This window comes from Serratia sp. BNK-10 (assembly GCF_047456065.1).
In the GTDB taxonomy this organism is placed as follows: domain Bacteria; phylum Pseudomonadota; class Gammaproteobacteria; order Enterobacterales; family Enterobacteriaceae; genus Serratia; species Serratia ureilytica.
Genome location: NZ_CP179894.1, coordinates 4523856 through 4543879, shown reverse-complemented (window position 1 = coordinate 4543879; position 20024 = coordinate 4523856). Strand labels below are relative to the sequence as shown.

Genomic DNA, 20024 nt, shown 5'->3' with positions numbered 1-20024 from the left:
AAGAACGGGGCGCGGCATGCCGCGCCCTTATTGATCGCGCAGTTTACGCTTGAGCCAGATGCCGTGGTGCGGGCGCTGGCGCCAGGCCAGCGACGAAATGGTGTGCATGACGCTCAGGTGCGACAGAATACGCCGCAAATGACGTTCCATCTCGGTGACGGGCATCTCCGGATGCAGATCCGGCGGCTGCATGATGCCGCTGTTGTCACTGCTCGGGCCGTCGTATTCCAACCGCTGCTGGCAGCTTTGCAGCGCGATTTCACAGGTTTGCAGATACGCTTCCGCCAGCTTCGGCGTCAGCATGTAGTGCTCGCGCGCCAGGATGGTCATGGCGTTCAGGTGTTCGACGATGAACTGGCTGTGAGTGACCCACAGCCGCATGTCCGCCAGATAGTTCGAGGCGAACCCCGGTTCCTGCATCGCCTGATTGAGCGAAGTGAACAGCGCATTGTGCGCCTGGTTGACCTGCATGCGGGCATAGGCCAACGCGGTGGCGTCCGGCTCCGGTTGCTTCAGCATCAGCCGCAGCGCGGCTTGATCGTTTTCCAGCGCCTGATGGGCATTCTTGCGCAGCAGCCCGCTTTGCCACTGCGGCCACAGCCAAATGGTGCCGCCGAACGCCAGCACGCAGCCGATCAGCGTATCGATCAGACGCGGCACCAAAAAATGCGAGCCGTTCAGCGCCAGCAGCTGCAAGGTGTAAACCGCCGTGACCGTAAAGCCAATCACCGACAGCCCGTAGTTCTTGCGCGAAACCAGGTAGGCCAGCAGCGTGATCATCAGCATGATGCTCAGTGTTTCTGCTTCCGGTAACTGCAGCTGCAACAGCCCGGCCGCCAACAACAGACCGGCGATCGTGCCGAGCGCACGGTGCTGAATACGCACCCGGGTGGCGTTATAGCCGTTTTGGCTCACCAGCATGATGGTGAGCAGTATCCAGTACGGCTTCGGCAGATTGAATACCGCCCCCAGGCTGCTGCCGACCGCCAGCGTCACCCCCAGCCGCGCGGCGTTGCGCAGCGCCGTGGATTTGAACGACAGGTAGCTGGCCAACGCCGGCCAAAACGGCAGGCGATGCTGGCTGGGCATCAAATCGCGGCGGTACAGCGGATGCTGGGTGCGCAGCAGGCGGGCAATGCGGCTGAAATGGTAGTAACAAAACTGGCCGACCGGGTTGTCGGGATGCTGCGCCGCCATTTTTTCCAGCGCCGCCAGTTCGTGCGTCATGGAAAAGCGCTTCGAATGTTGATGGTAGAGAATATCGTGCGCCACCACGCGCAGCCGCCCGGCGATCACCTGAGCGTTGCGGCGAATGATCGCTTCGGCCTGGCTCTGCTCCATCAGTTTTTGTACTTCCTCCGGCAAGTGCAGGCTGACGGTGATGTGCTCCTGCAGATCCATCGCCACCTGAAAGGCGCGTTGCAGACGCTTTTGATCGAGGTTGTTGGCGTGCGGCAGGAAATTAAGCTGTTGGTACAGCAGGCTGATCAGATCCATCACCTTTTGCTGGCGCACCAGCAGCGGCGGCAGCGCGGTCTGCGGATCGGTGTGCTGAGTCAGCAGCGAGTATTTGGCTTCGAAGTAGTCCGCCAGTTCCAGATAGAGCTGGCTCAGCGTCTCGCGCATCGGCTGCTCTTTCCACAGCCGGAACCAGAACCAGGTGAATAAGCCGTACCAGGCGGTGCCGATCGCGTACAGCAGCGGCGCCTGCCAGAGAGGCACGGTGCCGGCCATGCTGAGGGAGAAGATGGCGGCCACCAACGCCGCCGGCAACAGCCGGGCGTGCAGCGGGCTGATTTCGCCGGTGACGCCGAGCAGCAGTGCCAGGCCCAGCATCAGCGCCGGCAGCGGCACGTGCCACAGCAGGGCTTGTTGCAGCAGCAGGCTGCTGAGGGCAAACAGCGTACCGCCGACGATCAGCCGTTTAAAGAAGCGCCTATGCGGCGTGTCCAGACCGGCGATATTGCAGCAGGCGGGCACCAGAGAGAACATCAGGCCGAGCTGCAGCTGGCCAATCAGCAGGCCAAACAGCACCGGCAGGCACAACACCAGCGTTTGTCGCAGTGCGTAGTTGACTTCCGGGTGGTAAATCAGGCGGCGCCACATGGCAGAGAGCAGACAAAAAAACGGCGCAGATTGCGCCGTTTCTTCAGGGATTAACGGGTGCCGTAGACGACAATGGTTTTGCCGTGGGCGGAAATCAGGTTTTGGTCTTCCAGCATTTTCAGAATACGGCCAACGGTTTCACGCGAGCAGCCGACGATCTGGCCGATTTCCTGGCGGGTGATCTTGATCTGCATGCCGTCCGGGTGAGTCATGGCGTCGGGTTGCTTCGCCAGATTCAGCAGGGTTTGCGCGATGCGGCCGGTGACGTCCAGGAAGGCGAGGTTGCCCACTTTTTCGGAAGTGACCTGCAGGCGGCTCGCCATTTGGGCGGACAGACGCATCAGGATGTCCGGGTTCACCTGGATCAGCTGGCGGAATTTCTTGTAGGAAATTTCGGCCACTTCACAGGCGGTTTTGGCGCGAACCCAGGCGCTGCGCTCCTGACCTTCTTCGAACAATCCGAGCTCGCCGATGAAATCCCCCTGGTTGAGGTAGGACAGGATCATCTCTTTACCTTCTTCATCCTTGATCAGCACCGCGACGGAGCCTTTCACGATGTAGTAAAGCGTTTCGGCCTTTTCACCTTGGTGAATCAGCGTACTCTTCGATGGATATTTGTGGATATGGCAATGAGACAGGAACCATTCGAGAGTAGGGTCTGTTTGCGGTTTGCCGAGAACCATTCGCTGTTATCCTCTGTTGTTATCGCTGCCTTGTGTCACAGGGGTCAGAGTTCCCTGTAAAACCCGCCTGTAGCCGCAGTCATGAGCGAGGGCTACCGGCAAGTTTTGAGGCGTGTCATAAAAATACGCTGTCGCTCTAGCATATTAACTTGCCGTAAGCGCTGCAAGCTACATTCTGTTAACATACCGGTAAAGGAGCCTTTCTCTGGGCGTTTCCCTGAAATTCAGTGTCCCGGAAAGATTTATTGCGGCTCTGTTTGTAGCACAGAGTAAGGCGGGTGTCTCGTGTTGTCTCGCTTCAGCATGATTAGCATCAGGTTACGTTGCCTGTTTCTATGCGAAAGCGTACTCTGATTTTAAGAAATCAACCGGAGTGACCAGAATGCAGGCAAGAGTTAAGTGGGTAGAAGGGTTAACGTTTTTGGGTGAATCGGCCTCCGGCCACCAGGTGCTGATGGACGGCAACGCCGGCGATAAAGCGCCCAGCCCGATGGAGATGGTGCTGATGTCGGTGGGCGGCTGCAGCGCGATCGACGTGGTGTCCATCCTGCAAAAAGGGCGCAACGACGTGCGCGACTGCGAGGTGAAGCTGACCTCCGAGCGCCGTGCAGAAGCCCCGCGGTTGTTCACCCATATCAACCTGCACTTCATCGTCACCGGCCAGGATCTGACCGACAAAATCGTAGAGCGAGCGGTGAACCTGTCGGCGGAGAAGTACTGCTCGGTGGCGCTGATGCTCAACAAGGCCGCCACGGTGACCCACAGCTTCGAGATCCGCCAGCCGGCGTAATCGAGACGGAGCGCGGCCTGCCGCCGCGCTCAACGCGTTTATTCGATCTTCTTGCCTTCCAGCAGCCGCTGCACCAGCGGCGCCATGATCAGCTCCATCGCCAGCCCCATCTTGCCGCCCGGCACCACTAACGTATTGATGTGCGAGATAAACGAGCCCTGCAGCATCGCCAGCAAATAGGGGAAGTCAATCTGATCCAGCCCGCGGAAGTGGATCACCACGAAGCTTTCATCCAGTGAGGGGATGGCTTTGGCGGCGAACGGGTTGGAAGTATCCACCGTCGGTACGCGCTGGAAGTTGATGTGGGTGCGCGAGAACTGCGGCGTGATGTAGTTGATGTAGTCTTCCATCGAACGCACCACCGAATCCATCACCGCCTCGCGGGAGTGGCCGCGTTCGCCGGTATCGCGGATCAGCTTCTGGATCCACTCCAGGTTGACGATCGGCACCACGCCGACCAGCAGATCGACGTGGTTGGCCACGTCATGGTGCTCGGTGACCACACCGCCGTGCAGCCCCTCGTAGAACAGCACGTCGGTCGGCGCCGGCAGCGGCTCCCACGGGGTGAAGGTGCCCGGCACCTGATTGTAGGGCACCGCTTCGTCGTAGGTGTGCAGGTACTTGCGCGAACGGCCGGTGCCGTTTTTGCCGTACTCGATAAAGCTCTGCTGCAGCAGGCCGAAGTCGTTGGCCTCGGGGCCGAAATAGCTGATGTGTCTGCCCAGATCGCGCGCCTTGCGGATCGCCGCGTCCATTTCCGGCCGGGTGTAGCGGTGGAAGCTGTCGCCCTCCAGCTCGGCGGCGCGAATGTTGAGCTGTTGGAAGATTTTGCGGAACGCCACGCTGGTGGTGGTGGTGCCGGCGCCGCTGGAACCGGTCACCGCGATAACGGGATGTTTGGCAGACATGGTGGTTGTCACTCCGTGTTGAATGCGCCGGCGTCAGGGGATTATTGTGGCTCTTGTTGACGCTCTCTATGTCAGGAAAAAATGGCGCGCGCTGGTTTGCAATGTCCCATTGTTACCTGATTTTTTCCGTCAGTCATAGAACCGGGCGCCACTAAATTTCTTCCTGCCCGGCGCGGAACTGACCGCGCGGCATGATGTTGACGCTCTCATGCAGTTCCGACCACACCAGCACCACCTCGCCGTTTTTCAGCTGGCGGCGCACGTCCTCCACCTTCTGCTCCAGCGATCGTTCGTGCTCGCCGTAATCGGTGCCTTCACGCAGCACAAAGGATTCGATCAGGCTGTTCAGGGTGTCGGTTGCCAGTTCTTGCCAGGGAATGATCACGTCGGGATGTCCAGATAAGGGGAAAGCCAGGCCGGAATGCGATGCTCCAGCCACATGTGCGGTTTTTTCAGCGTGCCGCCGACAAAGCCGACGTGGCCGCCGAACTCGGTCAGCTGATATTCGATATTGCGCGGCAGGCCGGCGACGTCGGGGATCACCTCATGGGTCATGAAGGGATCGTCCTTCGCATGGATGATCAGCAGCGGCGTTTGGATCGCCGGCAACAGCGGCAGGGCGCTGCAGCGGCGATAATAATCGGTGGCGTCGCTGAAGCCGTGAATGCGCGAGGTGATGGCGTCGTCGAATTCGCGGATGCGCCGCAACCCGTTCAGCTGTGACAGCTTGAGCGGCAGGGTGTCCGGGTAGTGCAACAGTTTGCGGGTGGCGTTTTGTTTCAGCTGCCCCAACAGGTAGCGCTGATAGACGCGGGAGAAGCCTTGCTCCATGCGGTAGGCGCAGGGCTCCAGCATCAGCGGCGCCGAGACCACCACCGCCGCCTGCAGCAGGCTGTCGGCGCCTTGCTGCGCCAGATAACAGGCCAGCATGTTGCCGCCGAGTGAAACGCCTACCGCCGCGGTTGGCACCTCGCCGTAGCTGTCGCGCAGCCAGCGCAGGAAGAAGCGCGCGTCTTCGGTTTCGCCGGAGTGGTAGATGCGCTGTTTGCGGTTGGGCACGCCGCTGCAGCCGCGAAAGTGCATCACCACCCCGAGCCAGCCACGTTCGCGCCAGGCGTTGAGCAGGCCATGCGCGTAGGGGCTGTAGAAGCTGCCCTCCAGACCGTGGAACAGCACCGCGCGCGGTTTGTCGCGCGCCTGCGCCGGATCCTCGCTCCAGGCGAGATCGACGAAATCGCCGTCGGGCAATTCCAGCCGTTGCCAATGCGGTTTCAATAACACGCGGCGGCGCACCAGCCGCGGCAACAGCGTTTGCAGGTGCGGGTTACTGGCCCCGGTCAGGGGGCGAAAGACGTCATGCATAGGCGGAGTAAAAATGTTGTTGGCGACTATTGTGAGATCCCAGGCGCACTGTTAGCTTCAATACCAATAACTGACAATGATACTGCAAAAAAGCGCCTTGGGTGAGGAGCACCCGTGCCATGGAACCGAGTTTATTCCTTTCGATGCTGGGCTTCCTGTGGGTCGCCGCCATCACGCCTGGCCCCAATAACCTGCTGCTGACCACCTCCGGCGCTCATTTCGGCTTTATGCGTTCGCTGTGGCTGATGATCGGCATCATGCTCGGCATGCAAAGCATTTTGCTGCTGGTGGCCTTCGGCGTCGGCAGCCTGATCCTGGTTTACCCGTCGCTGCACCTGATCCTGAAAATCCTCGGCAGTTTGTACCTGCTGTGGCTGGCGTGGAAAGTCGCCACCGCCGCCTATGAAAAGCTGGAAACCGACGTGGCGCCGCCGCAGCCGGTGCGGCTGTATCAGGGCTGGCTGTTGCAGTTCCTCAACCCGAAAGCCTGGCTGATGGCGCTGGGCGCGGTGGCGAGCTTCAGTCTGGCGGGCGATAAGTACAACGGTTCCATTGCGGCGATCGCGCTGGGCATTTTGGCGGTCAACATCGTCGCCGGCGTTATCTGGCTGGCGTTCGGCACGGTGATCGGCCGCCTGCTGCGCAGCAAAAAGGCCTGGATTATCTTCAACGTTTCCATGGGGCTGCTGACTGCAGCCTGTGTATTACTGATTTGGCATTAAGGAGCGGAACGATGGCGGAAAACTATTATCACGTGGTCGCCTTTACCGGTGAGGGGCTGCGCGGCAACCCGGCCGGGGTCTGCCTGCTGACGCAGCCGCTGCCGACGGAGCGGCTGCAGGCGATCGCCAACGAGATCGGCCTGCCGGAAACCAGCTTTGTCTGGGATGACGGCGACATGACCGCCATTCGCTGGTTTACCCCGGAGCGTGAGGTCGATCTTTGCGGCCACGGCACGCTGGCGGCGGCGCATGTGATGTTCAGCGCGGTTAACCCGGCGCTGAAGGATATTCGCTTCAGATCGGCCAGCGGCGAGCTGTTCGTCAAGCGCGATGAGCGGGACGGGGAGCGGCTGGTGCTTGATTTCCCCGCCAGGCCGCCGCAGAAAGTCGCCGAACCGGCGGGCCTCGCGGCGCTGCTGGGCGTGCAGCCGCAGGAAGTGTGGCAGGCGAAAGCGCTGCTGGCGGTGGTGGAAAATGAGGCGCAGGTGCGCGCGCTGCGCCCGGACATCCCGGCGCTGATCGCATTGGCCGGCCGCGCGGTGATCGTCACCGCGCCGGGTGACACCGTGGACTTCGTTTCGCGCTATTTCACGCTCGACGGCGGCGAGGATCCGGTGACCGGTTCCGCGCATTGTACGTTGATGCCTTACTGGACGGCGCGTCTCGGCCGCCATCGGCTGCACGCCCGGCAGATTTCGGCGCGCGGCGGCGAGCTGTTCTGCGAACTGCAAGGGGACCGCACGTTGCTCGGCGGCTACGCTCACGTGTTCTTGCGCGGGACGATCGTGCTGTGATTCGCTTTAATATTACCTAAGGTAATAAAGAAGACTTTTTTATTCTTTTATCGCCCGTCATCGCTCAGATAAAACTGTCAGCAACTGAACAGATTTTTATCAACGGAGCGGAACATGGCGGGCAAACTCTTTTCTTTACGCAACGCGGCGCTGCTGGCGCTGTCGCTCAGCGCGGCCAGCGCCTATGCGGTGGACGTCACCGTGGCGTACCAGACGTCGGCGGAGCCGGCCAAGGTGGCGCAGGCGGAAAACAGCTTCGCCAAACAGTCCGGTGCGACCGTCGACTGGCGTAAGTTCGACAGCGGCTCCAGCGTGTTGCGCGCGCTGGCCTCCGGCGACGTGCAGATCGGCAATATCGGCTCCAGCCCGCTGGCGGTGGCCGCCAGCCAAAAACTCCCCATCGAAGTGTTCCTCATCGCCTCGCAGCTCGGCAGTTCCGAAGCGCTGGTGGTGAAGAATGACATCAAAAGCCCGCAGGATCTGATCGGCAAGCGCATCGCGGTGCCGTTTATTTCTACGACTCATTACAGCCTGCTGGCCTCGCTCAAACATTGGGGCATCAAGCCTGAACAGGTGAAGATCCTCAATCTGCAGCCGCCGGCCATCGCCGCCGCCTGGCAGCGCGGCGACATCGACGGCGCCTACGTCTGGGCGCCGGTGGTCAACGAACTGGCCAAACAGGGCAAGGTGTTGACCGACTCCGCGCAGGTGGGCGAATGGGGTTCGCCAACCCTGGACGTGTGGGTGGTGCGCAAAGACTTCGCCGAGAAACATCCCGACGTGGTGACCGCCTTTGCCGCCAGCGCCCTGCAGGCGCAGAAGGCCTACCTGGCAGCGCCGGAACAGTGGCTGAAAGATCCGAGCCATCTCAGCACCTTGGCGCGCTTGAGCGGCGTGCCGGAAGCGCAGGTGCCGGAGCTGGTGAAGGGGAACCGTTATCTGCCGGTGGCGGATCAGGTCGCCCAACTCGGCCAGCCGGTGGACAAGGCGATCCGCGATACCGCCGAATTCCTCAAGCAGCAGGGCAAGATCCCGCAGGTCGACAGCGATTACAGCGCTTATGTGACCGACCGTTTTGTGAAACAGGTGCAGGCTGCGCCGCAGTCGTAAGGAAGCAGGATGCTAAACGTCAGCCATCTTTCAGCAGAGTATCAGGGGCGGCCCGCGCTGCGTGACGTGTCGTTCCAGATCGCCGCCGGGCAACTGGTGGTGGTGCTCGGCCCGTCGGGCTGCGGCAAAACCACGCTGCTGAATTTAATCGCCGGGTTTATCGAGCCTTCAGCTGGCAGCATCACGCTGGATGGAACGTCCGTTCATGGCCCAAGCGCCGAACGGGGCGTGGTGTTCCAGCATGAGGGTTTACTGCCGTGGCGTAACGTGGTGGACAACGTCGAGTTCGGCCTGCAGCTGGCCGGCGTCGGCAAGGCGCAGCGCCGCCAGGTGGCGGAGCAGATGTTGCAGCGCGTCGGTCTGGCCGGTTACGAGCGGCATTTCATCTGGCAGCTTTCCGGCGGCATGCGCCAACGCGTCGGCATCGCCCGCGCCCTGGCCGCCGATCCGCGTCTGCTGTTGCTGGATGAACCGTTCGGCGCGCTGGACGCGTTCACTCGCGAGCAGATGCAAGAGCTGCTGCTGACCATCTGGCGCGATACCGGCAAGCAGGTGCTGCTGATCACTCACGATATTGAAGAGGCGGTGTTCCTCGCCAGCGAGCTGTTGCTGCTGTCGCCGGGGCCGGGGCAGGTGGTGGAGCGGCTGTCGCTGAACTTCGGCCAACGCTATGCCGACGGCGAAGCCTGCCGCTCAATTAAGTCCGATCCTGAATTTATCGCGCAGCGCGAATACGTGCTGGGCAAAGTTTTCCAACAGCGCGAGGCCTTGTTATGAGCCTGCATTCCACGTTAAAGGCCGCGGCGCAGCCGCAGGGCAAAGCGACGCGCCGTTTCAGCGTGCCGCGCAACGTTTGGCTGAGCGGCGCCACGCTGTTGACGGTGTTGATCGTCTGGTGGGGCGTGACGGCGCTGCAGCTGATCAGCCCGCTGTTCCTGCCGGCGCCGCAGCAGGTATTGCATCAGCTGATCACCATCGCCAGCCCGCAAGGCTTTATGGACGCCACGCTGTGGCAGCATCTGGCGGCCAGCCTGGGGCGCATTTTGGTGGCGCTGCTGGCGGCGGTGATCGTCGGCATTCCGGTGGGCATCGCCATGGGGCTGAACGACACGGTGCGCGGCATCCTCGATCCGCTGATTGAGATCTATCGTCCGGTGCCGCCGTTGGCGTATTTGCCGCTGATGGTGATTTGGTTCGGCATCGGCGAAACCTCGAAGATCTTGCTGATTTATCTGGCGATTTTCGCGCCGGTGACGCTGTCCGCCGTGGCGGGCGTGCGCAGCGTGGCGCAGGTACGGGTGCGCGCCGCCCGCGCGTTGGGCGCCACGCGTTGGCAGGTGCTGCGTTTCGTGGTGCTGCCGAGCGCGCTGCCGGAGATCCTGACCGGCATTCGCATCGGGCTGGGCGTCGGCTGGTCGACGCTGGTAGCCGCCGAACTGATCGCCGCCACGCGCGGCCTGGGATTTATGGTGCAATCCGCCGGTGAGTTTCTGGCGACCGACGTGGTGCTGGCCGGCATCGGCGTGATTGCGGTGATTGCATTTGGGTTGGAGCTGGGGCTGCGCGCCCTGCAGCGCCGATTGACCCCGTGGCATGGAGTACAGCAATGAACGAACGTCTGAATATCACCCCGCTGGGGCCTTACATCGGGGCGCTGGTGGAAAACGTCGAGTTGGCCCGGCCGCTGGGCGACGGCCAGTTTGAACAGCTTTATCATGCGCTGCTCAAGCATCAGGTGCTGTTCTTCCGCAACCAGCCGATCACGCCGCTGCAGCAGCGCGATCTGGCCGGCCGCTTCGGCGATCTGCACATCCATCCGGTCTATCCGCACGCCACCGACGTGGAAGAGATCATCGTGCTCGATACCCACGACGACAACCCGCCGGACAACGACAACTGGCACACCGACGTGACCTTTATCGAGAACCCGCCGCTGGGGGCGATCCTGGCGGCCAAGACGCTGCCTGCCACCGGCGGCGATACGCTGTGGGCCAGCGGCATCGCCGCCTATGAGGCGCTGTCGGCACCGTTCAGAACGCTGCTCGCGGGGCTGCGCGCGGAACATGACTTCACCAAGTCGTTCCCGGAGCACAAGCATCGCGGCAGTGAAGAAGAGCATCAGCGCTGGCAACTGGCGGTGCAGAAAAACCCGCCGCTGCTGCATCCGGTGGTGCGTACCCATCCGGTCAGCGGCCGGCAGGCGCTGTTCGTCAATGAAGGGTTCACCACGCGGATCGTCGATCTGGCGCCGAAGGAGAGCGACGCTTTACTGAATTTCCTGTTTGCTCACATCACCAAACCGGAGTTTCAGGTGCGCTGGCGTTGGCAGGAGAATGACGTGGCGATCTGGGATAACCGCGTGACGCAGCACTACGCCAACGCGGATTATCTGCCGCAGCGGCGCATCATGCACCGCGCGACCATTCTGGGGGACAAGCCCTTTTACAAGGCGTAACAACGGTTAGGCGTCGAACGCCTGCGTTAACTGCTCCAGCTGTTCCTGCGCATCCAGCCAGGTCATTTCCGTCTCTTCCAGCGCGGATTTGGCTTGGCTTTGCTTTTGCAGGCAGTCGGTCAGTTCGGCCTTGCGGCTGATGTCGTACAGTGCGGAATCCGCCAACTGCTCTTCCACCGCCGCCAGTTCGGCGCCCAGTTTTTCCATCTGCTGTTCCAGCTTGGCGATCTGCTTGCGCAGCGGTTGGGTTTGCGTACGGAACTCCGCCTCGCGGCGTTTTTGATCCTTGCGCGCCTGCGCGCTGTTGGCGCCGCTCTCTTTTTCCGGCGCGTCCTGCTGGCTTTCCTGGCGCTGCAGATCGATCAGCCACTGCTGATAATCGTCGAGATCGCCTTCGAAAGGCTCGACCTGGCCATCGTGCACCAGGTACAGATCGTCGGTGGTGGAGCGCAGCAGGTGACGGTCGTGCGAGACCACCACCAATGCGCCTTCGAAATCGATCAGCGCCTCGGTCAGCGCCTGGCGCATGTCGAGATCCAGGTGGTTGGTCGGTTCATCGAGCAGCAGCAGGTTCGGGCGCTGCCAGACGATCAGCGCCAGCACCAGCCGCGCCTTCTCGCCGCCGGAGAAGCGTTCGGTGATTTCACTGACCTTGTCGCCCTGGAAGCCGAAACCGCCCAAATAATCGCGCAGCTGCTGCTCCAACACCCGTGGCGCGATGCGGCTCAGGTGCTGCAGCGGCGACTCGTCGGCGCGCAGGAATTCCAGCTGGTGCTGAGCGAAGTAACCCAGCTTGATGCCTTTCGCCAGGCCGATCTCGCCGCTCAGCGGCTCCAGGGTGCCGGCCAGCAGTTTGATCAACGTCGATTTACCGGCGCCGTTGCGGCCGAGCAGGCCAATGCGTGAGCCGGGCACCAGGTTCAGTTTGATGGACTTCAGGATCACCTTGTCGCCGTACCCGGCGCTGACTTTTTCCATGCGCAGCAGCGGGTTCGGCAGGCTTTCCGGCGGCCGGAAGCTGAAGGTGAACGGGTTGTCGACGTGCGCCGGGGCGATCAGCTCCATGCGTTCCAGCATCTTGATGCGGCTCTGCGCCTGCTTGGCCTTGGTCGCCTGCGCGCGGAAACGGTCGATATAGCTTTGCAGGTGCGCCACTTTTTCTTGCTGGTGCTGATACAGCGACTGCTGCTGCGCCAGTTTGGTGGCGCGTTGGCGTTCGAACGACGAGTAGTTGCCGGTGTACTCGTTCATCGTCTGCTGTTCGATATGCAGGATCTTGTCGACGATCGGATCGAGGAAGTCGCGGTCGTGCGAGATAAGCACCAGCGTGCCGGGATAGCTTTTCAGCCAGCGCTCCAGCCAGATCACCGCATCGAGATCCAGGTGGTTGGTCGGTTCGTCGAGCAGCAGCAGATCGGAACGGCACACCAACGCCTGCGCCAGGTTAAGACGCATGCGCCAGCCGCCGGAAAAGTCGCGCACCGGGCTTTGCAGTTGTTCGTTGGAGAAGCCGAGACCGTGCAGCAGGCTGGCGGCGCGGGAACGAATGGTCCAGGCGTCGATGGCGTCCAGCTTGCCGTGCAGGGTGGCGATGGCGTGGCCGTCGTTGCGGTCGTTGGCGGCCTGCAGTTCGGCTTCGAGCTGGCGAAACTCGCGGTCGCCGTCGATAACATACTCGATCGCCGGCACGTCCAGCGCCGGCGTCTCCTGGTTGACCCAGGCCAGCGCCCAGTTGCCGGGGAAGGTGAAGCTGCCGCCGTCCGCCGCGATCTCGCCCTTCAGCAGCGACAACAGCGTGGATTTGCCGCAGCCGTTTTTGCCGACCAGGCCGACCTTCTGACCTGGATTAACCGTCGCCGTGGCGTTGTCCAGCAGGACGCGGATGCCGCGTCGGATTTGTAGCGAGGAGAATACAATCATAAAGCGCCGTATGTTCAGAGTATGTTAAATTATCATTAAGGTAACAGAACGCGCACCGCGCGCTGTTTTTGTCTTTGCGATGCATGGTAACGGAAAACCGCTACCCTGACGACGCTTTGGAGGGGAATGATGTCGCAGCCGCCCAAGGTCTTGCTGCTGTATGCCCATCCGGAATCCCATGACTCGGTGGCGAACCGGGTTTTGCTTCGACCGGCGCAGCAATTGGAACATGTCACCGTGCACGATCTCTACGCGCACTACCCTGATTTTTTTATCGATATTCATCACGAACAACAGCTGCTGCGTGAGCATCAGGTCATCGTGTTTCAGCACCCGCTGTATACCTACAGCTGCCCGGCGCTGCTGAAGGAATGGCTGGATCGCGTGCTGGCGCGCGGCTTCGCCAGCGGCGTGGGCGGCAATGCGCTGGCGGGCAAATACTGGCGTTCGGTGATCACCACCGGCGAGCCGGAAGGCGCCTACCGCACCGGCGGTTATAACCATTACCCGATGGAAGATATCCTGCGGCCGTTCGAGTTGACCGCCGGGATGTGCCATATGCACTGGTTGACGCCGTTCGTGGTCTATTGGGCGCGGCGGCAAAAGCCGGAGGTGCTGCGCAGCCACGCAGACGCCTACGGGGAGTGGCTGAGCCACCCGCTGCCGCACGGGGGGCGGTGATCATGGAAGGATCGACCTTACTGACCGCCATTTTACTGTTCCTGTTTGCCGCGGTGGTGACGGTGCCGATCGCCCGTCGCCTGGGGATCGGCGCGGTGCTGGGTTATCTGATCGCCGGCATCGCCATCGGCCCGTGGGGATTGGGTTTTATTCGCGACGTTGACGAGATCCTGCACTTCTCCGAGCTGGGCGTGGTGTTCCTGATGTTCATCATCGGCCTGGAGCTGAACCCCAGCAAGCTGTGGGAGCTGCGGCGCTCGATTTTCGGCGCCGGCGCCGGCCAGGTGCTGATCACCGCGGCGGTGCTGGGCGCATTGCTGTACCTGACGCACTTCGCCTGGCAGGCGGCGGTGATCGGCGGCGTTGGCCTGGCGATGTCTTCCACCGCCATGGCGCTGCAGCTGATGCGCGAAAAGGGCATGAACCGCAACGAAGGCGGGCAGCTGGGTTTCTCGGTGCTGCTGTTCCAGGATATGGCGGTGATCCCGGCGCTGGCGTTGATCCCCATTCTGGCCGGCGCCGGCGGCACCAGCGACGACTGGGCGAAGATCGCGCTCAAGGTGGCGGCGTTCGGCGGCATGCTGATCGGCGGCCGCTTCCTGCTGCGGCCGCTGTTCCGCTATATCGCCGCTTCCGGCGTGCGCGAGATCTTTACCGCCGCGGCGCTGCTGCTGGTGCTCGGCTCGGCGCTGTTTATGGAGACGCTCGGCCTGTCGATGGCGCTCGGCACCTTCATCGCCGGCGTGCTGCTGGCGGAGAGCGAATACCGCCACGAACTGGAGATCTCCATCGAGCCGTTTAAAGGGCTGCTGCTGGGGCTGTTCTTTATCTCGGTGGGCATGGTGTTGAATATCGGCGTGCTCTACACCCATCTGGCCGAGGTGTTGATCGGCGTGTTGGCGTTGGTGGCGGTGAAATCCGGCGTGCTCTACGGCGTATCGCGCCTGTTCGGCCTGCGCAGTTCGGTACGCCTGCAGTTCGCCGGCGTGCTCAGCCAGGGCGGTGAGTTCGCCTTCGTGCTGTTTTCGGCGGCGGGCGCCCAAAAGGTGCTGCAGCCGGATCAACTCTCTTTGCTGCTGGTGGTGGTGACGCTGTCGATGATGACCACGCCGCTGTTGATGCAGGCCATCGATCGCATTTTGGCGCGCCGCTATAACGCCAAAGACGAAGACGAGGAGACGCCGTACGTGGAAGATGACGATCCGCAGGTGATCATCGTCGGCTTCGGGCGTTTTGGCCAGGTGATCGGCCGCCTGCTGATGGCCAACAAAATGCGCATTACCGTACTGGAACGCGACGTCAGCGCCGTCGGCGTGCTGCGTCGCTACGGTTACAAGGTCTATTACGGCGACGCCACCGAGTTGGAGCTACTGCGCGCGGCAGGCGCAGAGAAGGCCAAGTCGATCGTGATCACCAGCAATGAGCCGGAAGACACCATGGCGATCGTGCGGCTGTGCCAGCAGCACTTCCCGAACCTGAGCATCCTGGCGCGCGCGCGCGGCCGCGTGGAGGCGCATGAGCTGCTGCAGGCGGGCGTAAAACAGTTCAGCCGCGAGACCTTCTCCAGCGCGCTGGAACTGGGGCGCAAGGCGCTGATGGAATTGGGCATGCACCCGCATCAGGCCTTTCGCGCCCAGCAGCATTTCCGTCGTCTGGATATGCGCATGCTGCGTGAGCTGATGCCGCCGCATCAGGGCGACGTGGCGCAAATTTCTCGCGTGAAAGAGGCGCGGCGCGAGCTGGAAGAGCTCTTCCATCGCGAAATGCAAAAAGAAAGTCGCCAGTTTGACGGCTGGGATGAATACGAATAAGCGGGAGCATAACGATGTCTGCAACACGTAAGAGATTTATCGCCGGAGCGGTGTGCCCGAGCTGTAGCGCCATGGATACGCTGGCGGTATGGCGGGAGGATCAGGTGGAAGTGGTGGAGTGCGTCAAGTGCGGCCATCACCAGCGCCAGACCGAACAACAGGTGGAAAAACACGTTCGACCGCAAGAGCAGGTGATCGGCATTTTTCAGCCGAAGTAGCGTTTTTTTATCCCGAAGGGTACAGCGAGGCAGATTTCCGTTACAATCTGTCCGGAAAAGGCGCGCATCCCGATAACGGTGCGCGTCCTAGTAGCCAACGGTAGGAGATATCATGAAAGTAGCAAAAGACTTGGTGGTCAGCCTGGCTTACCAAGTACGTACAGAAGACGGTGTTTTGGTTGATGAGTCTCCGGTGAGCGCACCGCTGGACTATCTGCACGGGCATGGTTCTCTGATCGCAGGTCTGGAAAAAGCGCTCGAAGGCCACGACGTTGGCGATCGTTTTGACGTTCACGTCGGCGCGAACGACGCGTACGGCAACTACGACGAAAACCTGGTGCAGCGCGTACCGAAAGACGTCTTCATGGGCGTTGACGAACTGCAGGTCGGCATGCGTTTCCTGGCTGACACCGATCAGGGCCCGGTACCGGTTGAAATCACTGAAGTTGACGGCGACCACGTTGTGGTTGACGGCAACCACATGCTGGCCGGCCAAAACCTGAACTTCAACGTGGAAGTTGTCGCGATCCGCGAAGCGACTGCAGAAGAACTGGCGCACGGTCACGTACACGGCGAGCACGATCATCACCACGAGCACGGTGAAGGCTGCTGCGGCGGTCACGGCCACAGCCACGATCACGACCATGGTCACGACCACGGTAAAGGCGGTTGCGGCAACGGCGGTTGCGGCTGCCACTAAGCAGAACGCAATCCCGAGACGAGAGGGCAGCCATTGGCTGCCCTTTTTTATGCGCGGCGCCCCTCAATAGTGCGGCGGAGGGGTTTCTTCCGATTGCGAGGCGATCATCGAGGTTTGGGTCGAGCGCAGTTTGTCGGTCAACATGCGCAGGTGCTCGCGCATCTTCAGCATTTCCATCTGATGCTGGGTGACGGTCTGGTTGAGCTCTTCGATAGTGAGCTCTTGAAAAGCCTGACGGCTTTCCAGTTCTTCAAGCCGCTGTAGCAGGCTTTGAATGTCGGCGTTGTGCATGAGGCTACCTCTGACGCGATAAAATCCTGATTCGGCGCTATGGTAACAGCTGGCGTCGGGTTTGCCCGCGCTATTTCTTTGGGCGGCGCGCAACGTTGCGATCGGCAGTGTAAAGTGCTGAAAAGCTGCACGCCTGATTCGCCGTTTTTTGCTAACCTCGCCGAATATTCTGCAAGAAAAATCTGATTTATCATGTGAGTAGCACGCAGCGGGAAACTTCTTGGCAAAGCGGGAGTCACACTTTGACTCGATTGGTTACCTGTGCGACTGTTTTGTTTTGTTTCAGGCAGCTATAGTAGCCCGGTTATCTTACCTAATGATTGTTTGGGGCATTGCTTCAGACACTGGAGAAATGGATGAAATCTTTGTTTAAAGTCACGCTTCTGGCAACCACCATGGCTTTTGCTCTGAATGCGACCCAGGTCATGGCAGCCGATGCCGCTAAACCGGCGGCAGACGCGGCAGCAGCGCCAAGCACCGGCAAGTTCAAAAACGACGACGAGCAAGCGGCTTACGCACTGGGCGCCTCTCTTGGCCGTTACATGGACAACTCTCTGAAAGAGCAAGAGAAGCTGGGCATCAAGCTGGACAAAGATCAGCTGATCGCCGGCGTTCAGGACGCTTTCGCTAACAAGAGCAAGCTGAACGACGCCGACATCGAAAAGACCCTGCAGGGCTTTGAAGCGCGCGTGAAGGCTTCCGCTCAGGCGAAGATGGAGCAGGACGCCAAGGACAACGAAACCAAAGGCGCTAAGTATCGCGACAGCTTCGCTAAAGAAAAAGGCGTGAAGAAAACCGAATCCGGCCTGCTGTATCAGGTAGAGAAACCGGGTGCGGGTGAAGCGCCGAAAGACAGCGACACCGTGGTAGTGAACTACAAAGGCACCCTGACCGACGGTACCGAGTTCGATAACTCCTACACCCGCGGTGAGCCGCTGTCATTCCGTCTGGATGGTGTGATCCCTGGCTGGACCGAAGGCCTGAAGCACATCAAGAAAGGCGGCAAAATCAAGCTGGTGATCCCACCGGCGCTGGCCTACGGTAAAACCGGCGTTCCGGGCATCCCGGCTAACTCCACGCTGGTCTTCGACGTCGAGCTGCTGGATGTGAAAGCGGCGCCGAAAGCCGACGCTAAAGCCGAAAAACCGGCCGACGCCAAAGCCGACGCCAAAGCGAAATAATCTCGTCGCTCTGTTTGCCACCGCCGCGGATGCCCTCCGCGGCGGTTTTCATTTCGGCAGCCGCTACCGCTCTCTCCATTGAACGCTTGACGCCTGCCGGGCATCGGGCTTAACGTCAATACCACGCGCAAACGCAAGGACTTTGCTCCGGCCGCTTTGCTAGACTAATAATTCTGACTTATCAGTCATGCGTCTGCCCCTTAGGGCGTGTACCTAAAATTGTTCCCGGCCGCCTCGCCCGCGGATGTCATCGCGCCGTTTTATGCCGCTCTCAGCCAGCCGCGCTGCAGCGCGCCGACGACGGCAGCGATCCGGCCCGAGCGGTTTTAGCTGCGCCCCCTGGCACAGGCGATCTATGAGGGTGGTATCTTCGATGTCGAATTCGCTTTTATCCAGCGAAGCCAGCGAACTTGATTTGCTGAATGAACGTCCGTTTACTCAAACGGATCATGAAATCCTGAAATCCTATGAAGCGGTGGTCGACGGGCTGGCGATGTTGATCGGCGGCCACTGCGAAATCGTATTGCACGCGCTGGAAGACCTGAACAGCTCGGCGGTGCGCATCGCCAACGGGGAACACACCGGGCGCAAAATCGGCTCGCCGATTACCGACCTGGCGCTGCGCATGCTGCACGACATGGCCGGCGACGACAGCAGCGTGTCGAAAGCCTACTTTACCCGCGCCAAGAGCGGCGTATTGATGAAATCGGTGACTATCGCCATTCGCAATCGCGAGCAGCGGGTGATTGGTTTGTTGTGCATCAACATGAACCTCGACGTGCCGTTCTCGCAGATCATGCAAACCTTTATGCCGCCGACAGCGCAGGACGTGCCGTCGTCGGTGAACTTCGCCTCTTCCGTCGACGATCTGGTGGCGCAGACGCTGGAGTTCACCATCGAAGAGGTGAACGCCGACCGCTCGGTGTCCAATAACGCCAAGAATCGGCAGGTGGTGCTCAATCTCTATGAGAAAGGCATCTTCGACATCAAGGATGCGATCAATCAGGTGGCGGATCGTCTGAATATCTCCAAACACACCGTCTATCTGTACATTCGCCAGTTTAAAAGCGGCGACCTGGTGGGAAGCGACCGCTGATGCTCGACTATTGTCTGTTGGTTACCGGCCCGGCTTATGGCACGCAGCAGGCCAGCAGCGCCTATCAATTCGCTCAGGCTTTACTGGCGAAAGGGCACCGTCTTTCCAGCGTCTTTTTCTACCGTGAAGGGGTGTTGAACGCCAACCAGTTAACCGCGCCCGCCAGCGACGAATTCGATCTGGTGCGCGGCTGGACGCAGCTCGCGCAGCAACACGGCGTAGCGCTCAACGTCTGCGTGGCCGCCGCGCTGCGTCGGGGCGTCACCGACGAGCAGGAGGCGCAGCAGCAGGGGCTGGCCGGCGCCAACCTGCAGCCCGGTTTTACCCTGAGCGGGCTGGGTTCCCTGGCCGAAGCGTCGCTGAGTTGCGACCGTCTGGTGCAGTTCTGAGGAAATGATGAAACGAGTCGCTTTTGTTTTCACCCACGGGCCGCATGGCGGCGCCGGCGGCAGGGAAGGGCTGGATGCGCTGCTCGCCACGTCGGCGCTCAGTGAAGATTTGGGGGTGTTTTTTATCGGTGATGGCGTGTTGCAGCTATTGCCGGGCCAGCAACCGGAAAAGATTTTGGCGCGCAATTATATCGCCACTTTCGGCGTACTGCCGCTGTATGACGTGGAGCGGTGTTATCTGTGCCAGGCTTCGCTGCAGGAACGCGGGCTGAGTCAGGTGACCGATTGGGTGCTGGATGCCGAGGTGCTGGCGCCGGACGAACTGCGCCGTGAATTGGCCGGCTACGACGCCGTAATGACGTTTTAGGATCTTCTGATGTTGTATACCCTGAGCCATTCGCCAAACCAATGTGACCTGCCCGCGCTGTTGCGCCTGACCGCGGAGGGCGACGCGCTGCTGCTGCTGCAGGACGGCGTGCTCGCAGGCCTTGTTGGCAGCGCCCATCTTGAATCGCTGCTCGCCGCCCCCATATCCCTTTATGCGCTGCAGGACGACCTGGAAGCCAGGGGGGTGATTGGTCATTTTTCGCACAAAATCACTGTCGTCGGCTATAATCACTTCGTTGAATTAACCGAACAACACCGCAGCCAAATGGCCTGGTAATGAGAGTGATGTTGTATATTTCTTGACACCCATACTGGTCAGCCCTAAAATTCTGCGTCCTCGTACTTTGCCAGTAGTGCATACGAGGGGATTTATCACATGTTTACGAAGCTAGTACGAAGCAAAAACCAGGAGCTTTTTTA

General features: G+C 60.8%; 23 protein-coding genes. 16 read left to right on the top strand and 7 right to left on the bottom strand.

What is annotated here, in order from left to right; translation table 11 throughout:
* Window positions 1-27: 27 nt before the first annotated feature.
* Both ACMGG9_RS21925 and crp read right to left on the bottom strand, forming a co-directional pair.
* Window positions 28-2106, bottom strand: coding sequence for a YccS/YhfK family putative transporter (locus ACMGG9_RS21925; protein WP_072626832.1), 2079 nt, complete (start codon window positions 2104-2106; stop codon window positions 28-30).
* Window positions 2107-2156: 50 nt separating this feature from the next.
* Window positions 2157-2789, bottom strand: coding sequence for a cAMP-activated global transcriptional regulator CRP (gene crp / locus ACMGG9_RS21920; protein ID WP_004090925.1), 633 nt, complete (start codon window positions 2787-2789; stop codon window positions 2157-2159).
* Window positions 2790-3171: 382 nt separating this feature from the next.
* Here crp and ACMGG9_RS21915 point away from each other — a divergent pair, with 382 nt between their 5' ends.
* Window positions 3172-3579, top strand: a complete 408-nt coding sequence (locus tag ACMGG9_RS21915; RefSeq protein ID WP_025304517.1) for an OsmC family protein — start codon at window positions 3172-3174, stop codon at window positions 3577-3579.
* A 38-nt stretch (window positions 3580-3617) separates the two neighbouring features.
* Here the strand turns inward: ACMGG9_RS21915 and ACMGG9_RS21910 are convergent, their stop codons facing one another.
* The 3 genes from ACMGG9_RS21910 to ACMGG9_RS21900 form a co-directional block, all read right to left on the bottom strand.
* Window positions 3618-4487 (bottom strand): phosphoribulokinase, encoded by an 870-nt coding sequence (locus ACMGG9_RS21910; protein WP_042785488.1) that lies wholly within the window; start codon window positions 4485-4487, stop codon window positions 3618-3620.
* Between the two features lie 151 nt (window positions 4488-4638).
* Entirely contained in the window at window positions 4639-4872 is a 234-nt protein-coding gene (locus ACMGG9_RS21905) for a YheU family protein (RefSeq protein ID WP_004930376.1), read from the bottom strand.
* A complete protein-coding gene (locus tag ACMGG9_RS21900) occupies window positions 4869-5849 on the bottom strand; it encodes a hydrolase (RefSeq protein WP_033645258.1) in 981 nt (326 codons plus the stop codon). The genes ACMGG9_RS21905 and ACMGG9_RS21900 overlap by 4 nt, the downstream gene beginning before the upstream one ends.
* A gap of 119 nt (window positions 5850-5968) precedes the next feature.
* Between ACMGG9_RS21900 and ACMGG9_RS21895 the strand changes: the two genes are divergently transcribed.
* The 6 genes from ACMGG9_RS21895 (at window position 5969) to tauD (ending at window position 10930) form a co-directional block, all read left to right on the top strand.
* Window positions 5969-6571 (top strand): LysE family translocator, encoded by a 603-nt coding sequence (locus ACMGG9_RS21895; RefSeq protein ID WP_033645257.1) that lies wholly within the window; start codon window positions 5969-5971, stop codon window positions 6569-6571.
* Between the two features lie 11 nt (window positions 6572-6582).
* Window positions 6583-7365, top strand: a complete 783-nt coding sequence (locus tag ACMGG9_RS21890; protein WP_096242648.1) for a PhzF family phenazine biosynthesis protein — start codon at window positions 6583-6585, stop codon at window positions 7363-7365.
* A gap of 114 nt (window positions 7366-7479) precedes the next feature.
* Window positions 7480-8475 carry a taurine ABC transporter substrate-binding protein gene (tauA, locus tag ACMGG9_RS21885; RefSeq protein ID WP_004930383.1) on the top strand — a complete coding sequence of 332 codons (996 nt, stop codon included), beginning with the start codon at window positions 7480-7482 and terminating at the stop codon, window positions 8473-8475.
* 9 nt (window positions 8476-8484) lie between these two features.
* Window positions 8485-9252 (top strand): taurine ABC transporter ATP-binding subunit, encoded by a 768-nt coding sequence (gene tauB / locus ACMGG9_RS21880; protein ID WP_033645255.1) that lies wholly within the window; start codon window positions 8485-8487, stop codon window positions 9250-9252.
* A complete protein-coding gene (gene tauC / locus ACMGG9_RS21875; RefSeq protein ID WP_033645254.1) occupies window positions 9249-10085 on the top strand; it encodes a taurine ABC transporter permease TauC in 837 nt (278 codons plus the stop codon). Before tauB ends, tauC begins: the two co-directional genes overlap by 4 nt.
* Window positions 10082-10930 carry a taurine dioxygenase gene (gene tauD, locus ACMGG9_RS21870; protein ID WP_033645253.1) on the top strand — a complete coding sequence of 283 codons (849 nt, stop codon included), beginning with the start codon at window positions 10082-10084 and terminating at the stop codon, window positions 10928-10930. The genes tauC and tauD overlap by 4 nt, the downstream gene beginning before the upstream one ends.
* A gap of 6 nt (window positions 10931-10936) precedes the next feature.
* Here tauD and ACMGG9_RS21865 read toward each other — a convergent pair whose 3' ends face one another.
* Window positions 10937-12850: an ABC transporter ATP-binding protein gene (locus ACMGG9_RS21865; RefSeq protein ID WP_033645252.1), complete on the bottom strand. Its 1914-nt coding sequence runs from the start codon at window positions 12848-12850 to the stop codon at window positions 10937-10939.
* 129 nt (window positions 12851-12979) lie between these two features.
* Between ACMGG9_RS21865 and kefG the strand changes: the two genes are divergently transcribed.
* The 4 genes from kefG to slyD all read left to right on the top strand — a co-directional run bounded on the left by kefG (window position 12980) and on the right by slyD (window position 16260).
* Window positions 12980-13531 carry a glutathione-regulated potassium-efflux system ancillary protein KefG gene (gene kefG / locus ACMGG9_RS21860; RefSeq protein WP_028127618.1) on the top strand — a complete coding sequence of 184 codons (552 nt, stop codon included), beginning with the start codon at window positions 12980-12982 and terminating at the stop codon, window positions 13529-13531.
* A 2-nt stretch (window positions 13532-13533) separates the two neighbouring features.
* Window positions 13534-15342 (top strand): glutathione-regulated potassium-efflux system protein KefB, encoded by a 1809-nt coding sequence (gene kefB / locus ACMGG9_RS21855; RefSeq protein WP_033651722.1) that lies wholly within the window; start codon window positions 13534-13536, stop codon window positions 15340-15342.
* A gap of 14 nt (window positions 15343-15356) precedes the next feature.
* Window positions 15357-15560, top strand: a complete 204-nt coding sequence (locus ACMGG9_RS21850) for a YheV family putative zinc ribbon protein (protein WP_015379274.1) — start codon at window positions 15357-15359, stop codon at window positions 15558-15560.
* 112 nt (window positions 15561-15672) lie between these two features.
* Window positions 15673-16260, top strand: a complete 588-nt coding sequence (gene slyD, locus ACMGG9_RS21845; RefSeq protein WP_004930407.1) for a peptidylprolyl isomerase — start codon at window positions 15673-15675, stop codon at window positions 16258-16260.
* Window positions 16261-16323: 63 nt separating this feature from the next.
* On the opposite strand, the gene ACMGG9_RS21840 is transcribed toward slyD, so the two are convergent.
* On the bottom strand, window positions 16324-16551 hold the full coding sequence (locus ACMGG9_RS21840) for a SlyX family protein (protein ID WP_033645250.1): 228 nt from the start codon (window positions 16549-16551) through the stop codon (window positions 16324-16326).
* A 356-nt stretch (window positions 16552-16907) separates the two neighbouring features.
* Between ACMGG9_RS21840 and fkpA the strand changes: the two genes are divergently transcribed.
* The 5 genes from fkpA to tusB all read left to right on the top strand — a co-directional run bounded on the left by fkpA (window position 16908) and on the right by tusB (window position 19881).
* A complete protein-coding gene (fkpA, locus tag ACMGG9_RS21835) occupies window positions 16908-17732 on the top strand; it encodes an FKBP-type peptidyl-prolyl cis-trans isomerase (RefSeq protein WP_033645249.1) in 825 nt (274 codons plus the stop codon).
* A gap of 373 nt (window positions 17733-18105) precedes the next feature.
* Window positions 18106-18828 (top strand): transcriptional regulator, encoded by a 723-nt coding sequence (locus ACMGG9_RS21830; RefSeq protein ID WP_033645248.1) that lies wholly within the window; start codon window positions 18106-18108, stop codon window positions 18826-18828.
* Window positions 18828-19217 (top strand): sulfurtransferase complex subunit TusD, encoded by a 390-nt coding sequence (gene tusD, locus ACMGG9_RS21825; RefSeq protein ID WP_163966888.1) that lies wholly within the window; start codon window positions 18828-18830, stop codon window positions 19215-19217. The genes ACMGG9_RS21830 and tusD overlap by 1 nt, the downstream gene beginning before the upstream one ends.
* Window positions 19218-19224: 7 nt before the next feature.
* Window positions 19225-19584, top strand: a complete 360-nt coding sequence (tusC, locus tag ACMGG9_RS21820; protein ID WP_033645384.1) for a sulfurtransferase complex subunit TusC — start codon at window positions 19225-19227, stop codon at window positions 19582-19584.
* Window positions 19585-19593: 9 nt separating this feature from the next.
* The gene (tusB, locus tag ACMGG9_RS21815; protein ID WP_033651720.1) at window positions 19594-19881 is read left to right on the top strand and encodes a sulfurtransferase complex subunit TusB; all 288 of its coding nucleotides are present in this window, start codon (window positions 19594-19596) and stop codon (window positions 19879-19881) included.
* Window positions 19882-20024: the final 143 nt, after the last annotated feature.

Coding starts and splice junctions, on each gene's coding strand:
- ACMGG9_RS21925 (WP_072626832.1), bottom strand. CDS start 2,106: ATGTGGCGCCGCCTGATTTACCACCCGGAAGTCAACTACGCACTGCGA.
- crp (WP_004090925.1), bottom strand. CDS start 2,789: ATGGTTCTCGGCAAACCGCAAACAGACCCTACTCTCGAATGGTTCCTG.
- ACMGG9_RS21915 (WP_025304517.1), top strand. CDS start 3,172: ATGCAGGCAAGAGTTAAGTGGGTAGAAGGGTTAACGTTTTTGGGTGAA.
- ACMGG9_RS21910 (WP_042785488.1), bottom strand. CDS start 4,487: ATGTCTGCCAAACATCCCGTTATCGCGGTGACCGGTTCCAGCGGCGCC.
- ACMGG9_RS21900 (WP_033645258.1), bottom strand. CDS start 5,849: ATGCATGACGTCTTTCGCCCCCTGACCGGGGCCAGTAACCCGCACCTG.
- ACMGG9_RS21895 (WP_033645257.1), top strand. CDS start 5,969: ATGGAACCGAGTTTATTCCTTTCGATGCTGGGCTTCCTGTGGGTCGCC.
- ACMGG9_RS21890 (WP_096242648.1), top strand. CDS start 6,583: ATGGCGGAAAACTATTATCACGTGGTCGCCTTTACCGGTGAGGGGCTG.
- tauA (WP_004930383.1), top strand. CDS start 7,480: ATGGCGGGCAAACTCTTTTCTTTACGCAACGCGGCGCTGCTGGCGCTG.
- tauB (WP_033645255.1), top strand. CDS start 8,485: ATGCTAAACGTCAGCCATCTTTCAGCAGAGTATCAGGGGCGGCCCGCG.
- tauC (WP_033645254.1), top strand. CDS start 9,249: ATGAGCCTGCATTCCACGTTAAAGGCCGCGGCGCAGCCGCAGGGCAAA.
- tauD (WP_033645253.1), top strand. CDS start 10,082: ATGAACGAACGTCTGAATATCACCCCGCTGGGGCCTTACATCGGGGCG.
- ACMGG9_RS21865 (WP_033645252.1), bottom strand. CDS start 12,850: ATGATTGTATTCTCCTCGCTACAAATCCGACGCGGCATCCGCGTCCTG.
- kefG (WP_028127618.1), top strand. CDS start 12,980: ATGTCGCAGCCGCCCAAGGTCTTGCTGCTGTATGCCCATCCGGAATCC.
- kefB (WP_033651722.1), top strand. CDS start 13,534: ATGGAAGGATCGACCTTACTGACCGCCATTTTACTGTTCCTGTTTGCC.
- ACMGG9_RS21850 (WP_015379274.1), top strand. CDS start 15,357: ATGTCTGCAACACGTAAGAGATTTATCGCCGGAGCGGTGTGCCCGAGC.
- slyD (WP_004930407.1), top strand. CDS start 15,673: ATGAAAGTAGCAAAAGACTTGGTGGTCAGCCTGGCTTACCAAGTACGT.
- ACMGG9_RS21840 (WP_033645250.1), bottom strand. CDS start 16,551: ATGCACAACGCCGACATTCAAAGCCTGCTACAGCGGCTTGAAGAACTG.
- fkpA (WP_033645249.1), top strand. CDS start 16,908: ATGAAATCTTTGTTTAAAGTCACGCTTCTGGCAACCACCATGGCTTTT.
- ACMGG9_RS21830 (WP_033645248.1), top strand. CDS start 18,106: ATGTCGAATTCGCTTTTATCCAGCGAAGCCAGCGAACTTGATTTGCTG.
- tusD (WP_163966888.1), top strand. CDS start 18,828: ATGCTCGACTATTGTCTGTTGGTTACCGGCCCGGCTTATGGCACGCAG.
- tusC (WP_033645384.1), top strand. CDS start 19,225: ATGAAACGAGTCGCTTTTGTTTTCACCCACGGGCCGCATGGCGGCGCC.
- tusB (WP_033651720.1), top strand. CDS start 19,594: ATGTTGTATACCCTGAGCCATTCGCCAAACCAATGTGACCTGCCCGCG.